This window comes from [Ruminococcus] lactaris ATCC 29176 (assembly GCF_025152405.1).
GTDB lineage: Bacteria > Bacillota > Clostridia > Lachnospirales > Lachnospiraceae > Mediterraneibacter > Mediterraneibacter lactaris.
In genome coordinates this window covers 399007-412932 of the sequence record NZ_CP102292.1, presented here as the reverse complement: position 1 = coordinate 412932, position 13926 = coordinate 399007, and the positions used below count along the sequence as shown (strand labels likewise).

Sequence of the window (13926 nt, the reverse complement as noted above, 5' to 3'; positions counted from 1 at the left end):
GCTGCATCAACATTTGCTATATTGCTTTTCTTACGTAGCAGAATTCTAATTAGACTCTTCTACGCTTCGGTGGACGGCATCCGTTGTGCGGTACCGGAGTTACGTCTTTGATACTTACTACATCGATTCCGCATGCCTGAAGTGCACGGATTGCTGCTTCTCTTCCTGATCCTGGTCCTTTTACAAATACATCTACTGATTTAAGACCATGTACTAATGCTGCCTTTGCTGCTGTCTCAGCCGCCATCTGTGCTGCATATGGAGTAGATTTTCTTGAACCTCTAAATCCCAGACCGCCTGCACTTGCCCATGAAAGAGCATTTCCCTGAGTATCCGTCAGTGTAACAATTGTATTGTTAAAGGATGACTGGATATGTGCCTGTCCGCGTTCAACGTTTTTCTTGACACGCTTTTTTGTTACTTTTTTCGCAACTTTCTTAGCCATTTAAACTAACCTACTTTCTTCTATTTTATACGTTTAATTATTTCTTCTTATTTGCTACAGTTCTCTTAGGACCTTTGCAAGTTCTTGCATTAGTCTTTGTCTTCTGACCACGTACCGGAAGTCCTTTTCTGTGACGGATTCCACGGTAGCATCCGATTTCTTTCAGTCTCTTGATGTTCAGCTGGATCTCTCTTCTGAGGTCTCCTTCTACTACCTGAGTCTCATCAATTACTGCACTGATCTTCTTTACTTCTTCACTTGTAAGATCTCTTACACGGGTATCAGGATTTACTCCTGCATCCTTTAAGATACGATCTGCACTTGTTCTACCAATTCCGTAGATATAAGTAAGACCGATTTCTACACGTTTGTCTCTTGGTAAGTCTACACCTGCAATACGAGCCATGTGTCTTTCCTCCATTTTCTTTTCTGGTTTTCTTGTTCATTGTCCCTAACTGAGGCTGTGAATGCGAATCAGATATCTTCTATATAATATAGAAAGAATGGTGTCATCTGTTCATGCTGCATCCTACCGGAATGTATCGTTCCAATATCCCAGCCCAGGCATGTACGGAAACTACATACCCTTTCCCGGCACGGATCATACTTTCATCCGCCAATGCAAATGCCGGGTATTATAAGCAATATACAATAGCATACAACTCTTGTCCTTTACCGGACAGCAAACGTTCGAGTGATGCCCAGACCACACGCTCTGTCGGTACCTGCGAACAGCAGCGGTGTATCCTCACTGTATATTAAACAGTCCCACGCCTCCTGGCGTGTCCGACTGTCAGCCGCTTTAACTTGCACAAAACATCAGTTAGCCCTGACGCTGCTTGTGCTTCGGGTTCTCACAGATTACTCTGATACTACCTTTTCTTTTAATGATTTTGCATTTTTCACAAATTGGTTTTACTGATGATCTAACCTTCATGTTAAATCCTCCTTCCCTATTTTGCTCTGCCTATATATATTCTGGTATTTTTGGGCACACCTATCCAAAAATGACCATTTCATATTGTATCACCAACACTTATGTAAAGTCAAGCATCTTTTTTCAACTTTCTCAAAACTTTCTCAAAACTTTTTCAGCTTTCTCAAAATCTTTTTTGATCTTCTAAAAAAGACCTCTGAAAAATTCCAGGTTTTACCCTTTCTATCTTTCAGAGGTCTTCTGCTTATTGAGCTGATCTTCTTATTAAGAAGCAGTGTTGTTTATTTATCTCTCCAGACAATTCTTCCCTTGCTCAGATCATATGGCGACATCTCTAAGGTCACCTTATCTCCCGGCAGAATCTTGATGAAATTCATACGCAGCTTTCCGCTAATATGTGCCAGCACAATGTGGCCGTTCTCCAGTTCTACTTTGAACATCGCGTTAGGAAGTTTTTCAACTACAACTCCTTCAATTTCAATCACGTCAGTTTTTGACATTTTTAATCCTCCTGCATAAACTCCTGATGGCCTCATCTGCCGATATATCTTCTGCATATTCAGATAATATCGGTTGAAGATGTCTTACATTCTTTTTTTTCATCTGATTTAAAGGTTTTAAATCACCATCAGACAGATATAAATAATTCTTTTCGACACGGATAATGACATATACATGGTCTTTATCGTGTCCGGCTTTTGATCTTACGATCATTCCGGGTTTGTAATTCATGATTATTCTCCCAGAATCTTAACGATCTCAGCAAATACATCATTGATATCGATTGTTCCGTCAACCTCTTTTAATATTCCGGCTTCTGTATAATAATCGATCAATGGCTGAGTCTGCTCATGATATACACCCAGTCTTTTCAGAACTGTCTCCGGCTTATCATCATCTCTGAGGATGAGTCCGCCACCACATTTGTCACAAATTCCTTCTTTGGAAGTTGGTGCATACGCAATATGGTATGTTGCTCCACAGTCAACGCATGCTCTTCTTCCGGACATACGGTTGACAATATTTTCATCCGGTACTTCTACATTGATTGCATAATCAATCTTCTGTCCCAGTTCCTTAAGTGCTTTATCAAGTGCCTCTGCCTGCGGGATCGTACGCGGAAATCCATCCAGCACGTATCCATTCACACAGTCATCCTGATTTACTCTGTCCACAACCAGGTCAACAACCAGTTCATCCGGTACAAGGAGTCCCTGATCCATATAAGTCTTTGCCTTCTGACCAAGTTCTGTTCCGTTCTTGATGTTGGCTCTGAAAATATCTCCTGTAGAAATATGAGGAATACTGTATTTTTCTGCAATTTTCTTTGCCTGAGTTCCTTTTCCGGCTCCCGGAGCTCCCAACATGATGATCTTCATAGTCTCATCCTCCTTTATATAACTTTAACTCGCTTCGTTCTGTCCTCTTTCAAGGACAGAATCGGGGCGAGCTAAATGTCTTCTAATATCCAAGGTAGCTGTTCTTCATATTGCTTCCCTTATTATTTAAAAATCCTGTGTAATTTCTTACAAGCATCTGTGATTCAATCTTCTTGATTGTCTCAAGGACAACTCCTACGATGATGATCAGGGATGTTCCTCCAAAGGAAACATTCGCACCGAATACACCGTTAAAGAAGTATGGGATCACCTGAACGATGATCAGACCGCATGCTCCGATAAAGATGATATAGTTCAGAATCTTTGTCAGATAATCTACAGTCGGTTTTCCAGGACGGATTCCTGGGATAAATCCACCGCTCTTTTTCATATTATTTGCAATCTCCATCGGATTAAATGTAATCGATGTGTAGAAATATGCAAAGAATATTGTAAGTAAAATGTAAACCACGAGTCCGATCGAATAAATCGGATTCTCAGGATCACACCAGTTATTTGAGTTCAGACCTGCAAGGATCTTGCTTCCGATACCTGTTCCATTTCCCTTTCCAAGGAACTGAGCGATAACGATCGGAGTCTGCATCAATGAAGATGAAAAGATAACCGGGATAACGCCGGCTGTATTCACTTTAAGAGGGATATGACTTGACTGACCGCCATATGTCTTTCTTCCCTGAACTTTCTTGGAATACTGTACCGCAATTCTTCTCTCACCATCCTGAAGAATGATAACAAATACGATTACTACCAGTAAGATAGCAAGAATAATAATTCCGGCAAGTCCTGCCTTGGCAAGCTTCTTTCCACTCATGAACTGTGTATACAATGTTACAAGGTCATCCGGTACACGGGAAATGATATTGATAAGAAGAACGATTGAGATACCGTTTCCAACACCCTTCTCCGTAATACGCTCACCGATCCACATCAGGAATGCACTTCCTGCAGTCAGTGTACACACAACGATTGCACAGTTTACGAAATTATAATCAACGAGAAGTCCCTGACGTCCGAATCCGATTGACATAGCGATAGACTCGATCAAAGCAAGTCCAACTGTCACATATCTTGTGATTGCAGCAATCTTCTTTCTTCCGTCTTCTCCATCTTTCTGCATTTCTTCAAGCTTCGGAATTGCAATCGTCAGCAGCTGCATGATGATGGATGATGTGATATACGGTGTAATACTCAGAGCAAACACCGACATTCTTGTAAAGGATCCCCCCGTAAATGCCTCAAAGAAATTGAACGCATCACCGGTCTGCTGTGCAAAGAAATTCTGGATAAAGGTTGGATCAACTCCCGGTGTCGGGAGCTGAGATCCAAATCTTACAACTACGAGCATAAGCAGTGTATACAGTAATCTTTTCCTTATATCCTCAACCTTAAACGCATTACGCACGGTTTTAAGCATTAGATCACCTCTGCTTTTCCACCAAGAGCTTCAATCTTCTCTGCAGCTTTTGCACTGAATGCATTAGCCTGAACTGTAAGCTTCTTAGTTAACTCTCCATTTCCAAGAATTTTAACGCCATCTCTCGGATTTTTAACGATACCGGCCTCGATCAGTGTGTCAACTGATACTGTAGCTCCATCTTCAAATCTCTCAAGTACGTCTAAATTGATTCCTACGATTGTCTTAGAGTTTCTGCATGTGAAACCTCTCTTAGGAATTCTTCTGTATAAAGGCATCTGACCGCCTTCAAAACCAGGTCTTGTAGCTCCTGAACGAGCCTTCTGTCCTTTATGGCCCTTTCCGGCTGTCTTTCCGTTTCCTGAACCATGACCACGGCCTCTTCTGAAATTATCACTCTGTTTAGAACCGTCTGCCGGTCTTAAGTTTGATAAGTCCATGACATTACCTCCTTATCTTAATTAAGCCTCTTCTTCAACTTTAACTAAATGTCTAACCTGCTGTACCATACCTCTGGTAGCTGCATTATCCGGCAATACAACTGTCTTGTTGAGTTTCTTGAGTCCAAGAGCCTCAACAGTCTTTTTGTGCTTTGGTACGGCGCCGATTGTAGACTTTACTAATGTAACTTTTAAATTTGCCATTTCAATCTAACCTCCTGTGCGCTTGATCGGGCTATTCTTCTGATTAGCCTAAGATCTCTTCAACTGATTTGCCGCGAAGTCTTGCAACATCTTCCGGTGTCTTAACACCTCTAAGTCCTTCGATAGTAGCAAGTACAACATTCTGTTTGTTGTTGGATCCTAAAGATTTTGTACGGATGTTCTTAATTCCTGCCATCTCAATAACGGCACGAGCCGGACCACCGGCGATAACTCCAGTACCTTCCGGAGCTTTCTTAAGAAGTACGGAAGCACTTCCGAACTTACCGATTACATCATGTGTAACACTTGCATTCTCGTCAAGTGAAACGCTGATCATTTTCTTCATAGCATCTTCTTTTGCTTTGCGGATTGCTTCTGGAATCTCAGTAGCCTTTCCCAAACCTGCACCAACGTGACCGTTTCCATCACCAACTACAACCAAAGCTGTGAATCTCATGTTACGACCACCTTTTACGACCTTAGTAACACGTTTGATTGATACCAACTTATCTAATAATTCCAGCTGACTAGCATCAATACGTTCCTGTCTCATGTGTGTTCTCCCTTCTTAGAAATTCAGCCCAGCTTCTCTTGCTGCGTCTGCCAGTGCTTTGATCTTACCCTGGTAAATAAAGCCTCCTCTGTCGAAGACAACTTCTGTAATTCCTTTTTCGATTGCTCTCTCAGCAATTACTTTTCCAAGATATGCAGCTGCATTTACATCGTTTGTTTTCTCAAGCTCTGCTTTCACTTCTTTCTGAAGAGTGGAAGCTGAAACAAGAGTATTTCCAACAGTGTCATCGATGATCTGTGCATACATATGATTGTTACTTCTGAACACAGCTAAACGCGGTCTCTGCGTAGTTCCGCTGAAACGGTTGCGTAATTTCAGGTGTTTTTTTCTACGAATTTCGCTTCTTGATTTCTTACTAACCATTTTCACACTCTCCTTATTTATTTCTTACCAGTCTTACCAACTTTACGTCTGATTACTTCATCAGCATACTTGATTCCCTTGCCCTTATATGGCTCCGGTCTTCTCTTATCTCTGATCTCAGCCGCAAACTGTCCAACTTTCTCTTTGTCGATACCTTTAACAGTAATCTTGTTCTGTCCGTCAAGTACAGTCTCGATTCCTTCTGGATCGATCATCTCTACTGGATGAGAATAACCAAGGTTCAGTGTCAGTTTATTTCCTGATTTGGCAGCTCTGTAACCTACTCCGTTGACTTCAAGAACTTTCTCATATCCGTCTGTAACACCTACAACCATGTTGTTGATGAGTGTTCTTGTCAGACCATGAAGAGATTTCATTTTCTTTAAGTCGTTCGGTCTTGTAACGATTACTTCTTCGCCTTCAACTTTGATTTCCATTTCTACCGGAAGCTCTTTTGTAAGAGTTCCCTTAGGACCTTTTACAGTCACTACATTGTTCTCAGCAACTTCTACAGTTACTCCTGCAGGAATTGCTACAGGCAGTCTTCCTATACGTGACATACCATTTTCCTCCTTAACTTAGATTCTCGGAGCGGATGCTTTGCCCGCTCTGTTTTCAGTTACTTTATAAAAAGGAAGTTCTTTTTGCCAGATGAGATAGACTCACCGGCTCAAAGAATTCGCTTTTTTAAATTGGTTCATCCACTCAACCAGGCTCGAAAAGACCTCGCCAAGTTTCGGGACGGACTTTCGTACTAAGCTCGATAAAACCTCGCCAAGTACTCAATGCCTACCAAACGAAGCAAAGAACTTCTCCGCCTACGCCGAGCTTTCTGGCTTCTTTGTCTGTTACAACACCTTTATTTGTAGAAAGGATTGCGATTCCAAGTCCACCAAGTACTCTCGGAATATCTTCTGTATTAGCATATACGCGAAGTCCCGGCTTGGAGATTCTCTTAATTCCTGAGATAACTTTCTCATTTTTGTCTACACCATATTTCAGTGTAATATGAAGAGTCTTGAAACTTCCATCTTCTACAAGGTCATATTTTGCGATATATCCTTCATCTACAAGAATGTCAGCAATAGCAATTTTCATCTTGGATGCAGGTACATCTACTGTATCATGTTTTGCAGTATTTGCATTACGGATTCTTGTAAGCATATCTGCAATTGGATCGCTCATAGTCATGTGTGTGATTCCTCCTATATTATTGCACAGTATATCGTCTGCTGTGGGCTGCCGGACTGACCATGCAGCCATGTGCAGGTCTGTACCGGTCTTTTATAAAGCCTACCAGCTTGCTTTCTTAACACCCGGGATCTGTCCTTTGTATGCCAGTTCGCGGAAGCAGATACGGCAGATACCATATTTTCTTAAATATGCATGTGGACGTCCACAAATTCTGCAACGGCTGTATTCTCTTGTAGAGAACTTTGGAGCACGCTGCTGTTTGATTTTCATTGATGTCTTAGCCATGAATTTCCCTCCCTTACTTTGCGAATGGCATATTGAACTGAGTCAATAATTCACGAGCTTCTTCGTCAGTCTTAGCTGTTGTAACGAAAATTACATCCATACCTCTGACTTTGTCAATCTTATCGTATTCGATCTCCGGGAAAATCAGCTGCTCTTTAATTCCGAGTGCATAGTTTCCTCTTCCGTCAAATGCGTTCGGGTTTACTCCTCTGAAGTCACGTACACGAGGAAGTGCAAGGTTGATCAGACGATCAACAAACTCATACATCTTTTCTCCTCTTAAAGTAACTTTGCATCCGATCGGCATGCCCTCTCTGATCTTGAAGTTAGCTACTGAATTTTTTGCTCTGGTTACAACCGCTTTCTGTCCTGCGATCTTCTCCATATCTGCAATAGCTGACTCCAGAAGTTTTGCGTTATCTTTTGCCTCGCCTACACCCATGTTGATTACAACCTTGTCAAGCTTCGGCACTTCCATGATATTTTTATATCCAAATTTTTTGATCATTGCATCAACGATCTCATTCTGATACTGATCTTTCAGTCTACTCAAAGTCCTGGACCTCCTTCCTTGAATTAATCAATAACTTCGCCTGTTGACTTCGCAACACGAACCTTCTTGTCGCCGTCCATCTTGAAGCCTACTCTTGTTGCTTTTCCTTTATGAACATACATAACGTTGGACGCATCAATGTAACCTTCCTGATGTACGATACCGCCATTCTGATTTGCAGCACTTGGTTTTGTGTGCTTTGTCAGCATATTGACGCCTTCAACCAGGACTTTACCGTCTTTTTTATCTACGGCAATAACTTTGCCTTCTTTGTCTTTATCTTTACCGGCGATAACCTTAACCATATCACCTTTTTTAATCTTCATAGTTGACATCTAGGCACCTCCCTACAGTACTTCCGGAGCTAAGGAAACGATCTTCATAAAGTGTTTCTCTCTGAGCTCTCTGGCTACTGGTCCAAAAATACGTGTTCCACGTGGGTTCAAATCGTCTTTTATAATAACAGCAGCATTTTCATCGAATCTGATGTAGGAACCGTCTTTACGACGAGCACCTCTTACAGAACGGACAACTACAGCTTTAACAACATCGCCTTTTTTAACAACGCCGCCTGGTGTTGCATCTTTAACAGTTGCAACGATCACATCTCCGATGCTGGCATATCTTCTTGTAGAACCACCAAGCACACGGATACACAGTAACTCTTTAGCACCTGTATTGTCTGCTACTTTAAGTCTGCTTTCTTGCTGTATCATGCAGGTAAACCTCCTTCAAATAATTATTTCGCTTTCTCCATGATTTCCACAAGTCTCCATCTCTTATCTTTAGACAGCGGTCTTGTTTCCATTACTTTAACTGTATCTCCAACTTTGCACTCATTGTTCTCATCATGAGCTTTCAGTTTATAAGTTCTCTTTACGATCTTCTTGTAAAGTGGATGTTTAACGTGGTCTTCAACGGCAACAACAATTGTCTTATCCATCTTGTCGCTGACAACCTTACCCGTACGGGTTTTTCTTAAATTTCTCTCTTCCACGGTTTTTCTCCTTCCTGGGATTAATACGGTAGTTAAGCTCTCTTAGCCTCTGTAATCAGAGTCTGAATACGGGCAATATTCTTTCTAACTTCTTTGATTCTGCTTGTATTATCCAACTGATTTGTTGCATTCTGGAATCTCAGGTTAAAGAGTTCCTTCTTAGCAGCTACTAATTCTTCATTTAATTCCTCTACGGATTTTCCTCTTAACTCGTTTACAAATGTATTAATTTTCACTGTTATCACCGCCTTCTAAGTCTGCGCGAGAAACGATTTTGCATTTGCAAGGTAATTTATGCATTGCAAGTCGAAGTGCCTCTCTAGCTGTTTCCTCTGGTACTCCTGCAATCTCAAACATTACACGGCCCGGTTTAACTACTGCTGCCCAATACTCAACAGTACCTTTACCACTACCCATACGAGTCTCAGCCGGTTTTGCTGTGATCGGCTTGTCTGGGAAGATCTTGATCCAAACCTTACCACCACGCTTGATGTAACGTGTCATGGCAACACGGGCTGCCTCGATCTGGTTAGAACGAATCCAGCATGGTTCCATTGCTACGATACCATATTCACCGTAAGAAATCTTATTACCTCTAAGAGCCTTACCTTTCATAGTACCACGGAACTGTTTACGACGTTTTACTCTTTTTGGCATTAACATTATCTATCTCTCCCTTCCTTATCTGATTTAGTCGGAAGAACCTCGCCTTTGTAAATCCAAACCTTTACACCGACTTTTCCGTAAGTTGTATCAGCTTCTGCGAATCCATAATCGATGTCAGCACGAAGTGTCTGCAGCGGAATTGTTCCCTCACTGTAGAACTCTGTACGAGCCATATCAGCACCGCCAAGACGTCCGGATACGGAAGTCTTAACTCCGAGTGCTCCAGCCTTCATTGTTCTGGACATGCAGGATTTCATAGCACGTCTGAAAGAGATACGGTTCTCAAGCTGCTGAGCAATGTTCTCAGCTACAAGCTGTGCATCTTTGTCCGGTCTCTTAACTTCTTTGATGTCAACGATGAGCTTCTTGTCTGTAAACTGAGCAAGCTCTGCTTTCACCTTTTCGATCTCGGAACCACCCTTGCCGATTACGACACCAGGCTTAGCTGTATAAACAATGATCTTAACGCGATCGGAAGCTCTTTCGATCTCAATCTTGGAGATTCCGGCACTGTATAATCTCTTCTTTAAAAACTTTCTGATCTCGTGGTCTTCAACCAGATTATCAGCGAAATCTTTCTCTGCGTACCATTTGGAGTCCCAGTCTTTGATAACGCCAACTCTCAAGCCATGAGGATTAACTTTCTGTCCCATATTGTCCTCCTATCTTTCATTCAGCACGATTGTAATGTGGCTCATTCTCTTTTCGATTCTGTAAGCTCTACCCTGTGCTCTCGGTCTGATTCTCTTCATTGTCGGTCCTTTATTTGCGTAGCATTCCTCGATGTAGAGGTTTTCAACGCTCATACCGTTGTTATTCTCAGCATTTGCGATTGCTGATTTCAGTAACTTCTCTATAACGCTTGAAGCATATCTTGGATTGTATGCTAAAATACCAAGTGCTGTCTGTACATCCTTGCCTCTGATGGCATCAAGAACGAAACATGCCTTCTGAACAGATACTCTTGCGTAAGAAATCTTAGCTGAAGGTCTTGTATCTTTCTGTGCGTTTCTTTCTCTTTTGATCTGGGATCTATGTCCTTTAGCCATGGATGAACCCTCCTTTCAAACTGTATGAAAATTATCTAACTTTTGATTTCTTCTCGTCTTTGCCGTGTCCTCTGTAAGTTCTTGTTGCAACGAACTCACCGAGTTTGTGGCCAACCATGTCCTCCGTAACATATACAGGCACATGTCTTCTTCCGTCATGTACGGCAAATGTATGACCAACAAATGACGGGAAGATTGTAGAACGGCGTGACCATGTCTTTATAACTGATTTATCACCTGCAGCGTTCATTGCGTCTACTTTTTTCAGTAAGCTTGCGTCTGCAAATGGTCCTTTTTTAAGTGAGCGAGCCATAGGTTCTAACCTCCTTGTGAATCTGATTATTTAATCGCTTTACCATCTCTTCTTCTTACGATCAGCTTGTTAGAAGCTTTGTTCTTCTTACGAGTCTTAAGACCGAGTGCCGGTTTACCCCAAGGTGTACATGGACCTGGACGACCGATACTTGTCTTACCTTCTCCACCACCATGTGGATGGTCATTCGGGTTCATTACGGAACCGCGGACTGTAGGTCTGATACCCATATGACGTTTACGTCCGGCTTTACCGATATTAATCAGGTTATGATCTCCGTTACCAACAACACCGATAGATGCACGGCAGATGATCGGAACCATTCTCATTTCTCCTGAAGGAAGTCTCAGTGTAGCATACTTTCCTTCTTTAGCCATAAGCTGTGCACTGTTACCAGCGGAACGAACAAGCTGTCCGCCTTTTCCCGGGTGCATCTCAATGTTATGGATCTGAGTACCAACTGGGATCTCAGAAAGTGGCAGGCAGTTCCCTACTCTTACTTCTGCTTCAGCACCGTTCATAACTGTCATGCCGTCTGTCAGACCTTCTGGAGCAAGGATATAAGCTTTCTCGCCGTCTGCATAGCAGATCAGTGCGATGTTAGCACTTCTGTTCGGATCGTACTCGATACCGATAACCTTTGCTGCAATACCATCTTTATTTCTCTTGAAATCTACGATTCTATATTTCTTCTTAGCTCCGCCGCCACGATGTCTTACTGTGATCTTACCCTGTGCGTTACGGCCAGCTTTTCTCTTCTTGGAATCCAGGAGGGATTTCTCTGGAGTCGTCTTTGTGATCTCTGAGAAATCAGAACCTGTCATCTGTCTTCTGGAAGGTGTATATGGGTTATAAGTTTTGATTCCCATTACTGTCTCTCCTTTCGTTTGCTCTGATTATTAGTTTCACGGGTTTGCACCGTATAATGATCGATTTAGTCTCATCAATTTTTAGCTTGTTCGGTTCACTAAGCTCGGAAATACCTCGCTAACCTCACCGAACGGGGTTCGACTAAGCCTCAGCCTTCGCTATCGCTTGCCTTCGTCAAGTCTTATAACCCCTCGAAAATCTCGATATCAGCACTGTCCTCTGTCAATGCTACTACAGCCTTCTTTGTCTTAGCTGTCTTTCCGAAAGTCATTCCACGTCTCTTATTCTTACCATCAAGGTTCATAGTGTTGACGCTTTTTACTTTTGTACCGTTGAACATTTTTTCAACAGCTTCTTTGATCTGAGATTTTGTAGCCTCTGTGTGAACAAGGAATGTATATTTCTTGTCAGCCATAAGCTCCATGCTCTTCTCAGTTACAACTGGTTTAAGGATTACATCATAATACTGAATATTTGCCATTATGCGTACACCTCCTCGATTGCTGCAACAACAGCTTTCGTAGCGATTACTGTGTTGTATTTCAGGATGTCATATACGTTGATCGTATTTACACGAGCTGTCTTAACATCCGGGATGTTCTTAGCAGAGATCTCAGCGTTCTTATCTCCTTCTTCAAGAACAACAAGTGCTTTGTTCACGTTCAGGTTGTTCAGAACTGTCTGGAATTTCTTTGTCTTGATCTCGTCAAATTTCATTTCATCAACTACGATGAACTTATTCTCTTCTACTCTGGAAGTAAGTGCAGACTTAAGAGCTGCTCTCTTCTCTTTCTTATTCATTTTGAAGGAGTAGTCTCTCGGAACCGGAGCAAATACAACTCCACCGCCTGTCCACTGAGGTGATCTTGTTGATCCCTGTCTTGCGTGACCTGTTCCTTTCTGTCTCCATGGTTTTCTTCCGCCGCCGGAAACTTCAGAACGAGTTTTGGCTTTCTGTGTTCCCTGACGATTGTTTGCAAGCTGATTTACAACTGCCATGTGTACGAGGTGCTCATTTACTTCTACACCGAATACAGCATCGTTCAGTTCGATTGTATCAACTTCTTTACCTTCGATATTGTAAACAGATACTTTTGCCATCTGTATGTTCCTCCTTTCTTAACTGTCAGACTAGTTAGCTTTCACTGTCTCTTTGATTGTTACCAGGCATTTCTTCGGTCCCGGTACAGATCCCTTAACGAGGAGCAGGTTGTTCTCTGCATCAACTCTTACAACTTCGAGATTCTGAACAGTGATCTTCTTGTTACCCATCTGTCCTGGCATCTTCTTACCTTTGAATACCTTACTTGGATCAGATGCAGCACCGTTTGAACCAGCATGACGATGGAACTTGGAACCGTGTGTCATAGGTCCTCTGCTCTGGCCATGACGCTTAATCGCACCCTGGAAACCTTTACCTTTGGAAATAGCAGTTGCGTCAATCTTGTCGCCTGCTGCAAAGATATCAGCTTTAATTTCCTGAGCAAGTGTATACTCTTCAGCATTTTCAAATCTGAATTCTTTTACATATCTCTTTCCGGATACGCCTGCTTTATCAAAATGACCTTTTTCAGCTTTTGTCACACCGTTTCTGTGAGCGATGGACTTCTTACCACTGTTGTCTTTTGTGACAATCTTTTCTTTCTTGTCAACATATCCAACCTGTACTGCACTGTAGCCGTCATTCTCAACTGTCTTAACCTGTGTAACTACACAAGGGCCAGCCTGCAGAACTGTTACCGGAATCAGAACTCCGTCTTCTTCATTGAAGATCTGAGTCATTCCAACTTTTGTAGCTAAAATAGCTTTCTTCATTATAATTACCTCCTGTGATTTACAGCGGAACACTTTCGTGCTCATCCTAAATTTTAGGAATACTGTTCTAATTTAGATTTCGTCTTATTTAGACTTCATCTTGATGTCGATAAATACACCAGCCGGCATTTCCAGTCTGGAAAGTGCATCAACAGTTTTCTGTGTTGGTGTGATGATATCGATCAGTCTTTTATGAGTTCTCTGCTCGAACTGCTCTCTGGAATCTTTGTACTTGTGTACAGCTCTCAGAATTGTTACAACTTCCTTCTTAGTCGGAAGTGGTACCGGTCCACTCACCTGTGACCCGTTCTTTTTTACAGTTTCGATGATTTTCTTTGCGGATGCATCAACGAGCTGATGATCATACGCCTTTAATGTGATTCTCATTACTTGACTTGCCATAAAAA

28 protein-coding genes are annotated in these 13926 nt (G+C 42.0%); all 28 read right to left on the bottom strand.

Translation table 11 applies throughout. The annotated features are described in order from the left end of the window. Nucleotides 1-49: 49 nt before the first annotated feature. The 28 genes from rpsK to rpsJ all read right to left on the bottom strand — a co-directional run bounded on the left by rpsK (nt 50) and on the right by rpsJ (nt 13921). Nucleotides 50-445 carry a 30S ribosomal protein S11 gene (gene rpsK, locus NQ541_RS02080; RefSeq protein WP_005613028.1) on the bottom strand — a complete coding sequence of 132 codons (396 nt, stop codon included), beginning with the start codon at nt 443-445 and terminating at the stop codon, nt 50-52. 37 nt (nt 446-482) lie between these two features. Then, the gene (rpsM, locus tag NQ541_RS02075; protein WP_023921933.1) at nt 483-851 is read right to left on the bottom strand and encodes a 30S ribosomal protein S13; all 369 of its coding nucleotides are present in this window, start codon (nt 849-851) and stop codon (nt 483-485) included. Nucleotides 852-1268: 417 nt separating this feature from the next. After that, on the bottom strand, nt 1269-1382 hold the full coding sequence (rpmJ, locus tag NQ541_RS02070) for a 50S ribosomal protein L36 (RefSeq protein WP_003497809.1): 114 nt from the start codon (nt 1380-1382) through the stop codon (nt 1269-1271). Nucleotides 1383-1663: 281 nt separating this feature from the next. Beyond that, nucleotides 1664-1882 carry a translation initiation factor IF-1 gene (gene infA / locus NQ541_RS02065; protein ID WP_005613024.1) on the bottom strand — a complete coding sequence of 73 codons (219 nt, stop codon included), beginning with the start codon at nt 1880-1882 and terminating at the stop codon, nt 1664-1666. After that, the gene (locus NQ541_RS02060) at nt 1869-2114 is read right to left on the bottom strand and encodes a KOW domain-containing RNA-binding protein (protein ID WP_005613022.1); all 246 of its coding nucleotides are present in this window, start codon (nt 2112-2114) and stop codon (nt 1869-1871) included. The genes infA and NQ541_RS02060 overlap by 14 nt, the downstream gene beginning before the upstream one ends. A gap of 2 nt (nt 2115-2116) precedes the next feature. Then, a complete protein-coding gene (locus tag NQ541_RS02055; protein ID WP_005613020.1) occupies nt 2117-2761 on the bottom strand; it encodes an adenylate kinase in 645 nt (214 codons plus the stop codon). A gap of 82 nt (nt 2762-2843) precedes the next feature. After that, nucleotides 2844-4196 (bottom strand): preprotein translocase subunit SecY, encoded by a 1353-nt coding sequence (secY, locus tag NQ541_RS02050; protein ID WP_005613018.1) that lies wholly within the window; start codon nt 4194-4196, stop codon nt 2844-2846. Further along, nucleotides 4196-4636 carry a 50S ribosomal protein L15 gene (gene rplO / locus NQ541_RS02045; RefSeq protein ID WP_005613016.1) on the bottom strand — a complete coding sequence of 147 codons (441 nt, stop codon included), beginning with the start codon at nt 4634-4636 and terminating at the stop codon, nt 4196-4198. The genes secY and rplO overlap by 1 nt, the downstream gene beginning before the upstream one ends. Before the next feature lie 21 nt (nt 4637-4657). Further along, nucleotides 4658-4840 carry a 50S ribosomal protein L30 gene (gene rpmD / locus NQ541_RS02040; protein WP_005613014.1) on the bottom strand — a complete coding sequence of 61 codons (183 nt, stop codon included), beginning with the start codon at nt 4838-4840 and terminating at the stop codon, nt 4658-4660. 43 nt (nt 4841-4883) lie between these two features. Further along, complete coding sequence (gene rpsE / locus NQ541_RS02035) at nt 4884-5393, bottom strand: 30S ribosomal protein S5 (protein WP_005613012.1); 510 nt, start codon at nt 5391-5393, stop codon at nt 4884-4886. A 15-nt stretch (nt 5394-5408) separates the two neighbouring features. Beyond that, a complete protein-coding gene (gene rplR, locus NQ541_RS02030) occupies nt 5409-5777 on the bottom strand; it encodes a 50S ribosomal protein L18 (RefSeq protein WP_005613011.1) in 369 nt (122 codons plus the stop codon). Nucleotides 5778-5794: 17 nt separating this feature from the next. Continuing rightward, entirely contained in the window at nt 5795-6337 is a 543-nt protein-coding gene (rplF, locus tag NQ541_RS02025) for a 50S ribosomal protein L6 (RefSeq protein ID WP_005613009.1), read from the bottom strand. Nucleotides 6338-6566: 229 nt separating this feature from the next. After that, on the bottom strand, nt 6567-6968 hold the full coding sequence (gene rpsH / locus NQ541_RS02020) for a 30S ribosomal protein S8 (RefSeq protein ID WP_023921930.1): 402 nt from the start codon (nt 6966-6968) through the stop codon (nt 6567-6569). A gap of 102 nt (nt 6969-7070) precedes the next feature. Further along, nucleotides 7071-7256, bottom strand: coding sequence for a type Z 30S ribosomal protein S14 (locus NQ541_RS02015; RefSeq protein WP_005613006.1), 186 nt, complete (start codon nt 7254-7256; stop codon nt 7071-7073). Between the two features lie 13 nt (nt 7257-7269). Further along, a complete protein-coding gene (gene rplE / locus NQ541_RS02010) occupies nt 7270-7809 on the bottom strand; it encodes a 50S ribosomal protein L5 (protein ID WP_005613003.1) in 540 nt (179 codons plus the stop codon). A 23-nt stretch (nt 7810-7832) separates the two neighbouring features. Next, entirely contained in the window at nt 7833-8144 is a 312-nt protein-coding gene (gene rplX / locus NQ541_RS02005) for a 50S ribosomal protein L24 (RefSeq protein ID WP_023921928.1), read from the bottom strand. 12 nt (nt 8145-8156) lie between these two features. After that, nucleotides 8157-8525 (bottom strand): 50S ribosomal protein L14, encoded by a 369-nt coding sequence (gene rplN, locus NQ541_RS02000; protein WP_005613000.1) that lies wholly within the window; start codon nt 8523-8525, stop codon nt 8157-8159. Between the two features lie 23 nt (nt 8526-8548). After that, nucleotides 8549-8752, bottom strand: coding sequence for a 30S ribosomal protein S17 (gene rpsQ / locus NQ541_RS01995; RefSeq protein WP_207744695.1), 204 nt, complete (start codon nt 8750-8752; stop codon nt 8549-8551). 86 nt (nt 8753-8838) lie between these two features. Continuing rightward, the gene (rpmC, locus tag NQ541_RS01990) at nt 8839-9042 is read right to left on the bottom strand and encodes a 50S ribosomal protein L29 (protein WP_023921926.1); all 204 of its coding nucleotides are present in this window, start codon (nt 9040-9042) and stop codon (nt 8839-8841) included. Continuing rightward, the gene (gene rplP / locus NQ541_RS01985) at nt 9032-9469 is read right to left on the bottom strand and encodes a 50S ribosomal protein L16 (RefSeq protein WP_005612996.1); all 438 of its coding nucleotides are present in this window, start codon (nt 9467-9469) and stop codon (nt 9032-9034) included. The genes rpmC and rplP overlap by 11 nt, the downstream gene beginning before the upstream one ends. After that, on the bottom strand, nt 9469-10125 hold the full coding sequence (gene rpsC, locus NQ541_RS01980; RefSeq protein ID WP_005612995.1) for a 30S ribosomal protein S3: 657 nt from the start codon (nt 10123-10125) through the stop codon (nt 9469-9471). The genes rplP and rpsC overlap by 1 nt, the downstream gene beginning before the upstream one ends. 9 nt (nt 10126-10134) lie before the next feature. Next, on the bottom strand, nt 10135-10521 hold the full coding sequence (gene rplV / locus NQ541_RS01975) for a 50S ribosomal protein L22 (protein ID WP_005612994.1): 387 nt from the start codon (nt 10519-10521) through the stop codon (nt 10135-10137). Nucleotides 10522-10552: 31 nt separating this feature from the next. After that, on the bottom strand, nt 10553-10834 hold the full coding sequence (gene rpsS / locus NQ541_RS01970) for a 30S ribosomal protein S19 (protein WP_005612993.1): 282 nt from the start codon (nt 10832-10834) through the stop codon (nt 10553-10555). Between the two features lie 26 nt (nt 10835-10860). After that, nucleotides 10861-11703 (bottom strand): 50S ribosomal protein L2, encoded by an 843-nt coding sequence (rplB, locus tag NQ541_RS01965; RefSeq protein WP_023921924.1) that lies wholly within the window; start codon nt 11701-11703, stop codon nt 10861-10863. A 182-nt stretch (nt 11704-11885) separates the two neighbouring features. Further along, complete coding sequence (rplW, locus tag NQ541_RS01960) at nt 11886-12185, bottom strand: 50S ribosomal protein L23 (protein WP_005612991.1); 300 nt, start codon at nt 12183-12185, stop codon at nt 11886-11888. Continuing rightward, nucleotides 12185-12805, bottom strand: coding sequence for a 50S ribosomal protein L4 (rplD, locus tag NQ541_RS01955; protein WP_005612990.1), 621 nt, complete (start codon nt 12803-12805; stop codon nt 12185-12187). Before rplD ends, rplW begins: the two co-directional genes overlap by 1 nt. Nucleotides 12806-12835: 30 nt before the next feature. After that, nucleotides 12836-13519 carry a 50S ribosomal protein L3 gene (gene rplC / locus NQ541_RS01950; RefSeq protein WP_023921922.1) on the bottom strand — a complete coding sequence of 228 codons (684 nt, stop codon included), beginning with the start codon at nt 13517-13519 and terminating at the stop codon, nt 12836-12838. Between the two features lie 84 nt (nt 13520-13603). Next, on the bottom strand, nt 13604-13921 hold the full coding sequence (rpsJ, locus tag NQ541_RS01945; protein ID WP_005612986.1) for a 30S ribosomal protein S10: 318 nt from the start codon (nt 13919-13921) through the stop codon (nt 13604-13606). Nucleotides 13922-13926 lie beyond the last annotated feature (5 nt).

Excerpts from the sequence above, each read along its gene's own strand:
- rplX (WP_023921928.1), bottom strand. The coding sequence starts at position 8,144 with ATGTCAACTATGAAGATTAAAAAAGGTGATATGGTTAAGGTTATCGCC.
- rplO (WP_005613016.1), bottom strand. The coding sequence starts at position 4,636 with ATGGACTTATCAAACTTAAGACCGGCAGACGGTTCTAAACAGAGTGAT.
- rplF (WP_005613009.1), bottom strand. The coding sequence starts at position 6,337 with ATGTCACGTATAGGAAGACTGCCTGTAGCAATTCCTGCAGGAGTAACT.
- rpsK (WP_005613028.1), bottom strand. The coding sequence starts at position 445 with ATGGCTAAGAAAGTTGCGAAAAAAGTAACAAAAAAGCGTGTCAAGAAA.
- infA (WP_005613024.1), bottom strand. The coding sequence starts at position 1,882 with ATGTCAAAAACTGACGTGATTGAAATTGAAGGAGTTGTAGTTGAAAAA.
- rpsM (WP_023921933.1), bottom strand. The coding sequence starts at position 851 with ATGGCTCGTATTGCAGGTGTAGACTTACCAAGAGACAAACGTGTAGAA.
- rplV (WP_005612994.1), bottom strand. The coding sequence starts at position 10,521 with ATGGCTAAAGGACATAGATCCCAGATCAAAAGAGAAAGAAACGCACAG.
- rpsE (WP_005613012.1), bottom strand. The coding sequence starts at position 5,393 with ATGAGACAGGAACGTATTGATGCTAGTCAGCTGGAATTATTAGATAAG.
- rplW (WP_005612991.1), bottom strand. The coding sequence starts at position 12,185 with ATGGCAAATATTCAGTATTATGATGTAATCCTTAAACCAGTTGTAACT.
- rplC (WP_023921922.1), bottom strand. The coding sequence starts at position 13,519 with ATGAAGAAAGCTATTTTAGCTACAAAAGTTGGAATGACTCAGATCTTC.
- NQ541_RS02055 (WP_005613020.1), bottom strand. The coding sequence starts at position 2,761 with ATGAAGATCATCATGTTGGGAGCTCCGGGAGCCGGAAAAGGAACTCAG.
- rplR (WP_005613011.1), bottom strand. The coding sequence starts at position 5,777 with ATGGTTAGTAAGAAATCAAGAAGCGAAATTCGTAGAAAAAAACACCTG.
- rplP (WP_005612996.1), bottom strand. The coding sequence starts at position 9,469 with ATGTTAATGCCAAAAAGAGTAAAACGTCGTAAACAGTTCCGTGGTACT.
- secY (WP_005613018.1), bottom strand. The coding sequence starts at position 4,196 with ATGCTTAAAACCGTGCGTAATGCGTTTAAGGTTGAGGATATAAGGAAA.
- rpmJ (WP_003497809.1), bottom strand. The coding sequence starts at position 1,382 with ATGAAGGTTAGATCATCAGTAAAACCAATTTGTGAAAAATGCAAAATC.
- rpsQ (WP_207744695.1), bottom strand. The coding sequence starts at position 8,752 with ATGGATAAGACAATTGTTGTTGCCGTTGAAGACCACGTTAAACATCCA.
- rpsH (WP_023921930.1), bottom strand. The coding sequence starts at position 6,968 with ATGACTATGAGCGATCCAATTGCAGATATGCTTACAAGAATCCGTAAT.
- rplN (WP_005613000.1), bottom strand. The coding sequence starts at position 8,525 with ATGATACAGCAAGAAAGCAGACTTAAAGTAGCAGACAATACAGGTGCT.
- rpmD (WP_005613014.1), bottom strand. The coding sequence starts at position 4,840 with ATGGCAAATTTAAAAGTTACATTAGTAAAGTCTACAATCGGCGCCGTA.
- rpsJ (WP_005612986.1), bottom strand. The coding sequence starts at position 13,921 with ATGGCAAGTCAAGTAATGAGAATCACATTAAAGGCGTATGATCATCAG.
- rpsS (WP_005612993.1), bottom strand. The coding sequence starts at position 10,834 with ATGGCTCGCTCACTTAAAAAAGGACCATTTGCAGACGCAAGCTTACTG.
- NQ541_RS02060 (WP_005613022.1), bottom strand. The coding sequence starts at position 2,114 with ATGAATTACAAACCCGGAATGATCGTAAGATCAAAAGCCGGACACGAT.
- rplB (WP_023921924.1), bottom strand. The coding sequence starts at position 11,703 with ATGGGAATCAAAACTTATAACCCATATACACCTTCCAGAAGACAGATG.
- NQ541_RS02015 (WP_005613006.1), bottom strand. The coding sequence starts at position 7,256 with ATGGCTAAGACATCAATGAAAATCAAACAGCAGCGTGCTCCAAAGTTC.
- rpsC (WP_005612995.1), bottom strand. The coding sequence starts at position 10,125 with ATGGGACAGAAAGTTAATCCTCATGGCTTGAGAGTTGGCGTTATCAAA.
- rplD (WP_005612990.1), bottom strand. The coding sequence starts at position 12,805 with ATGGCAAAAGTATCTGTTTACAATATCGAAGGTAAAGAAGTTGATACA.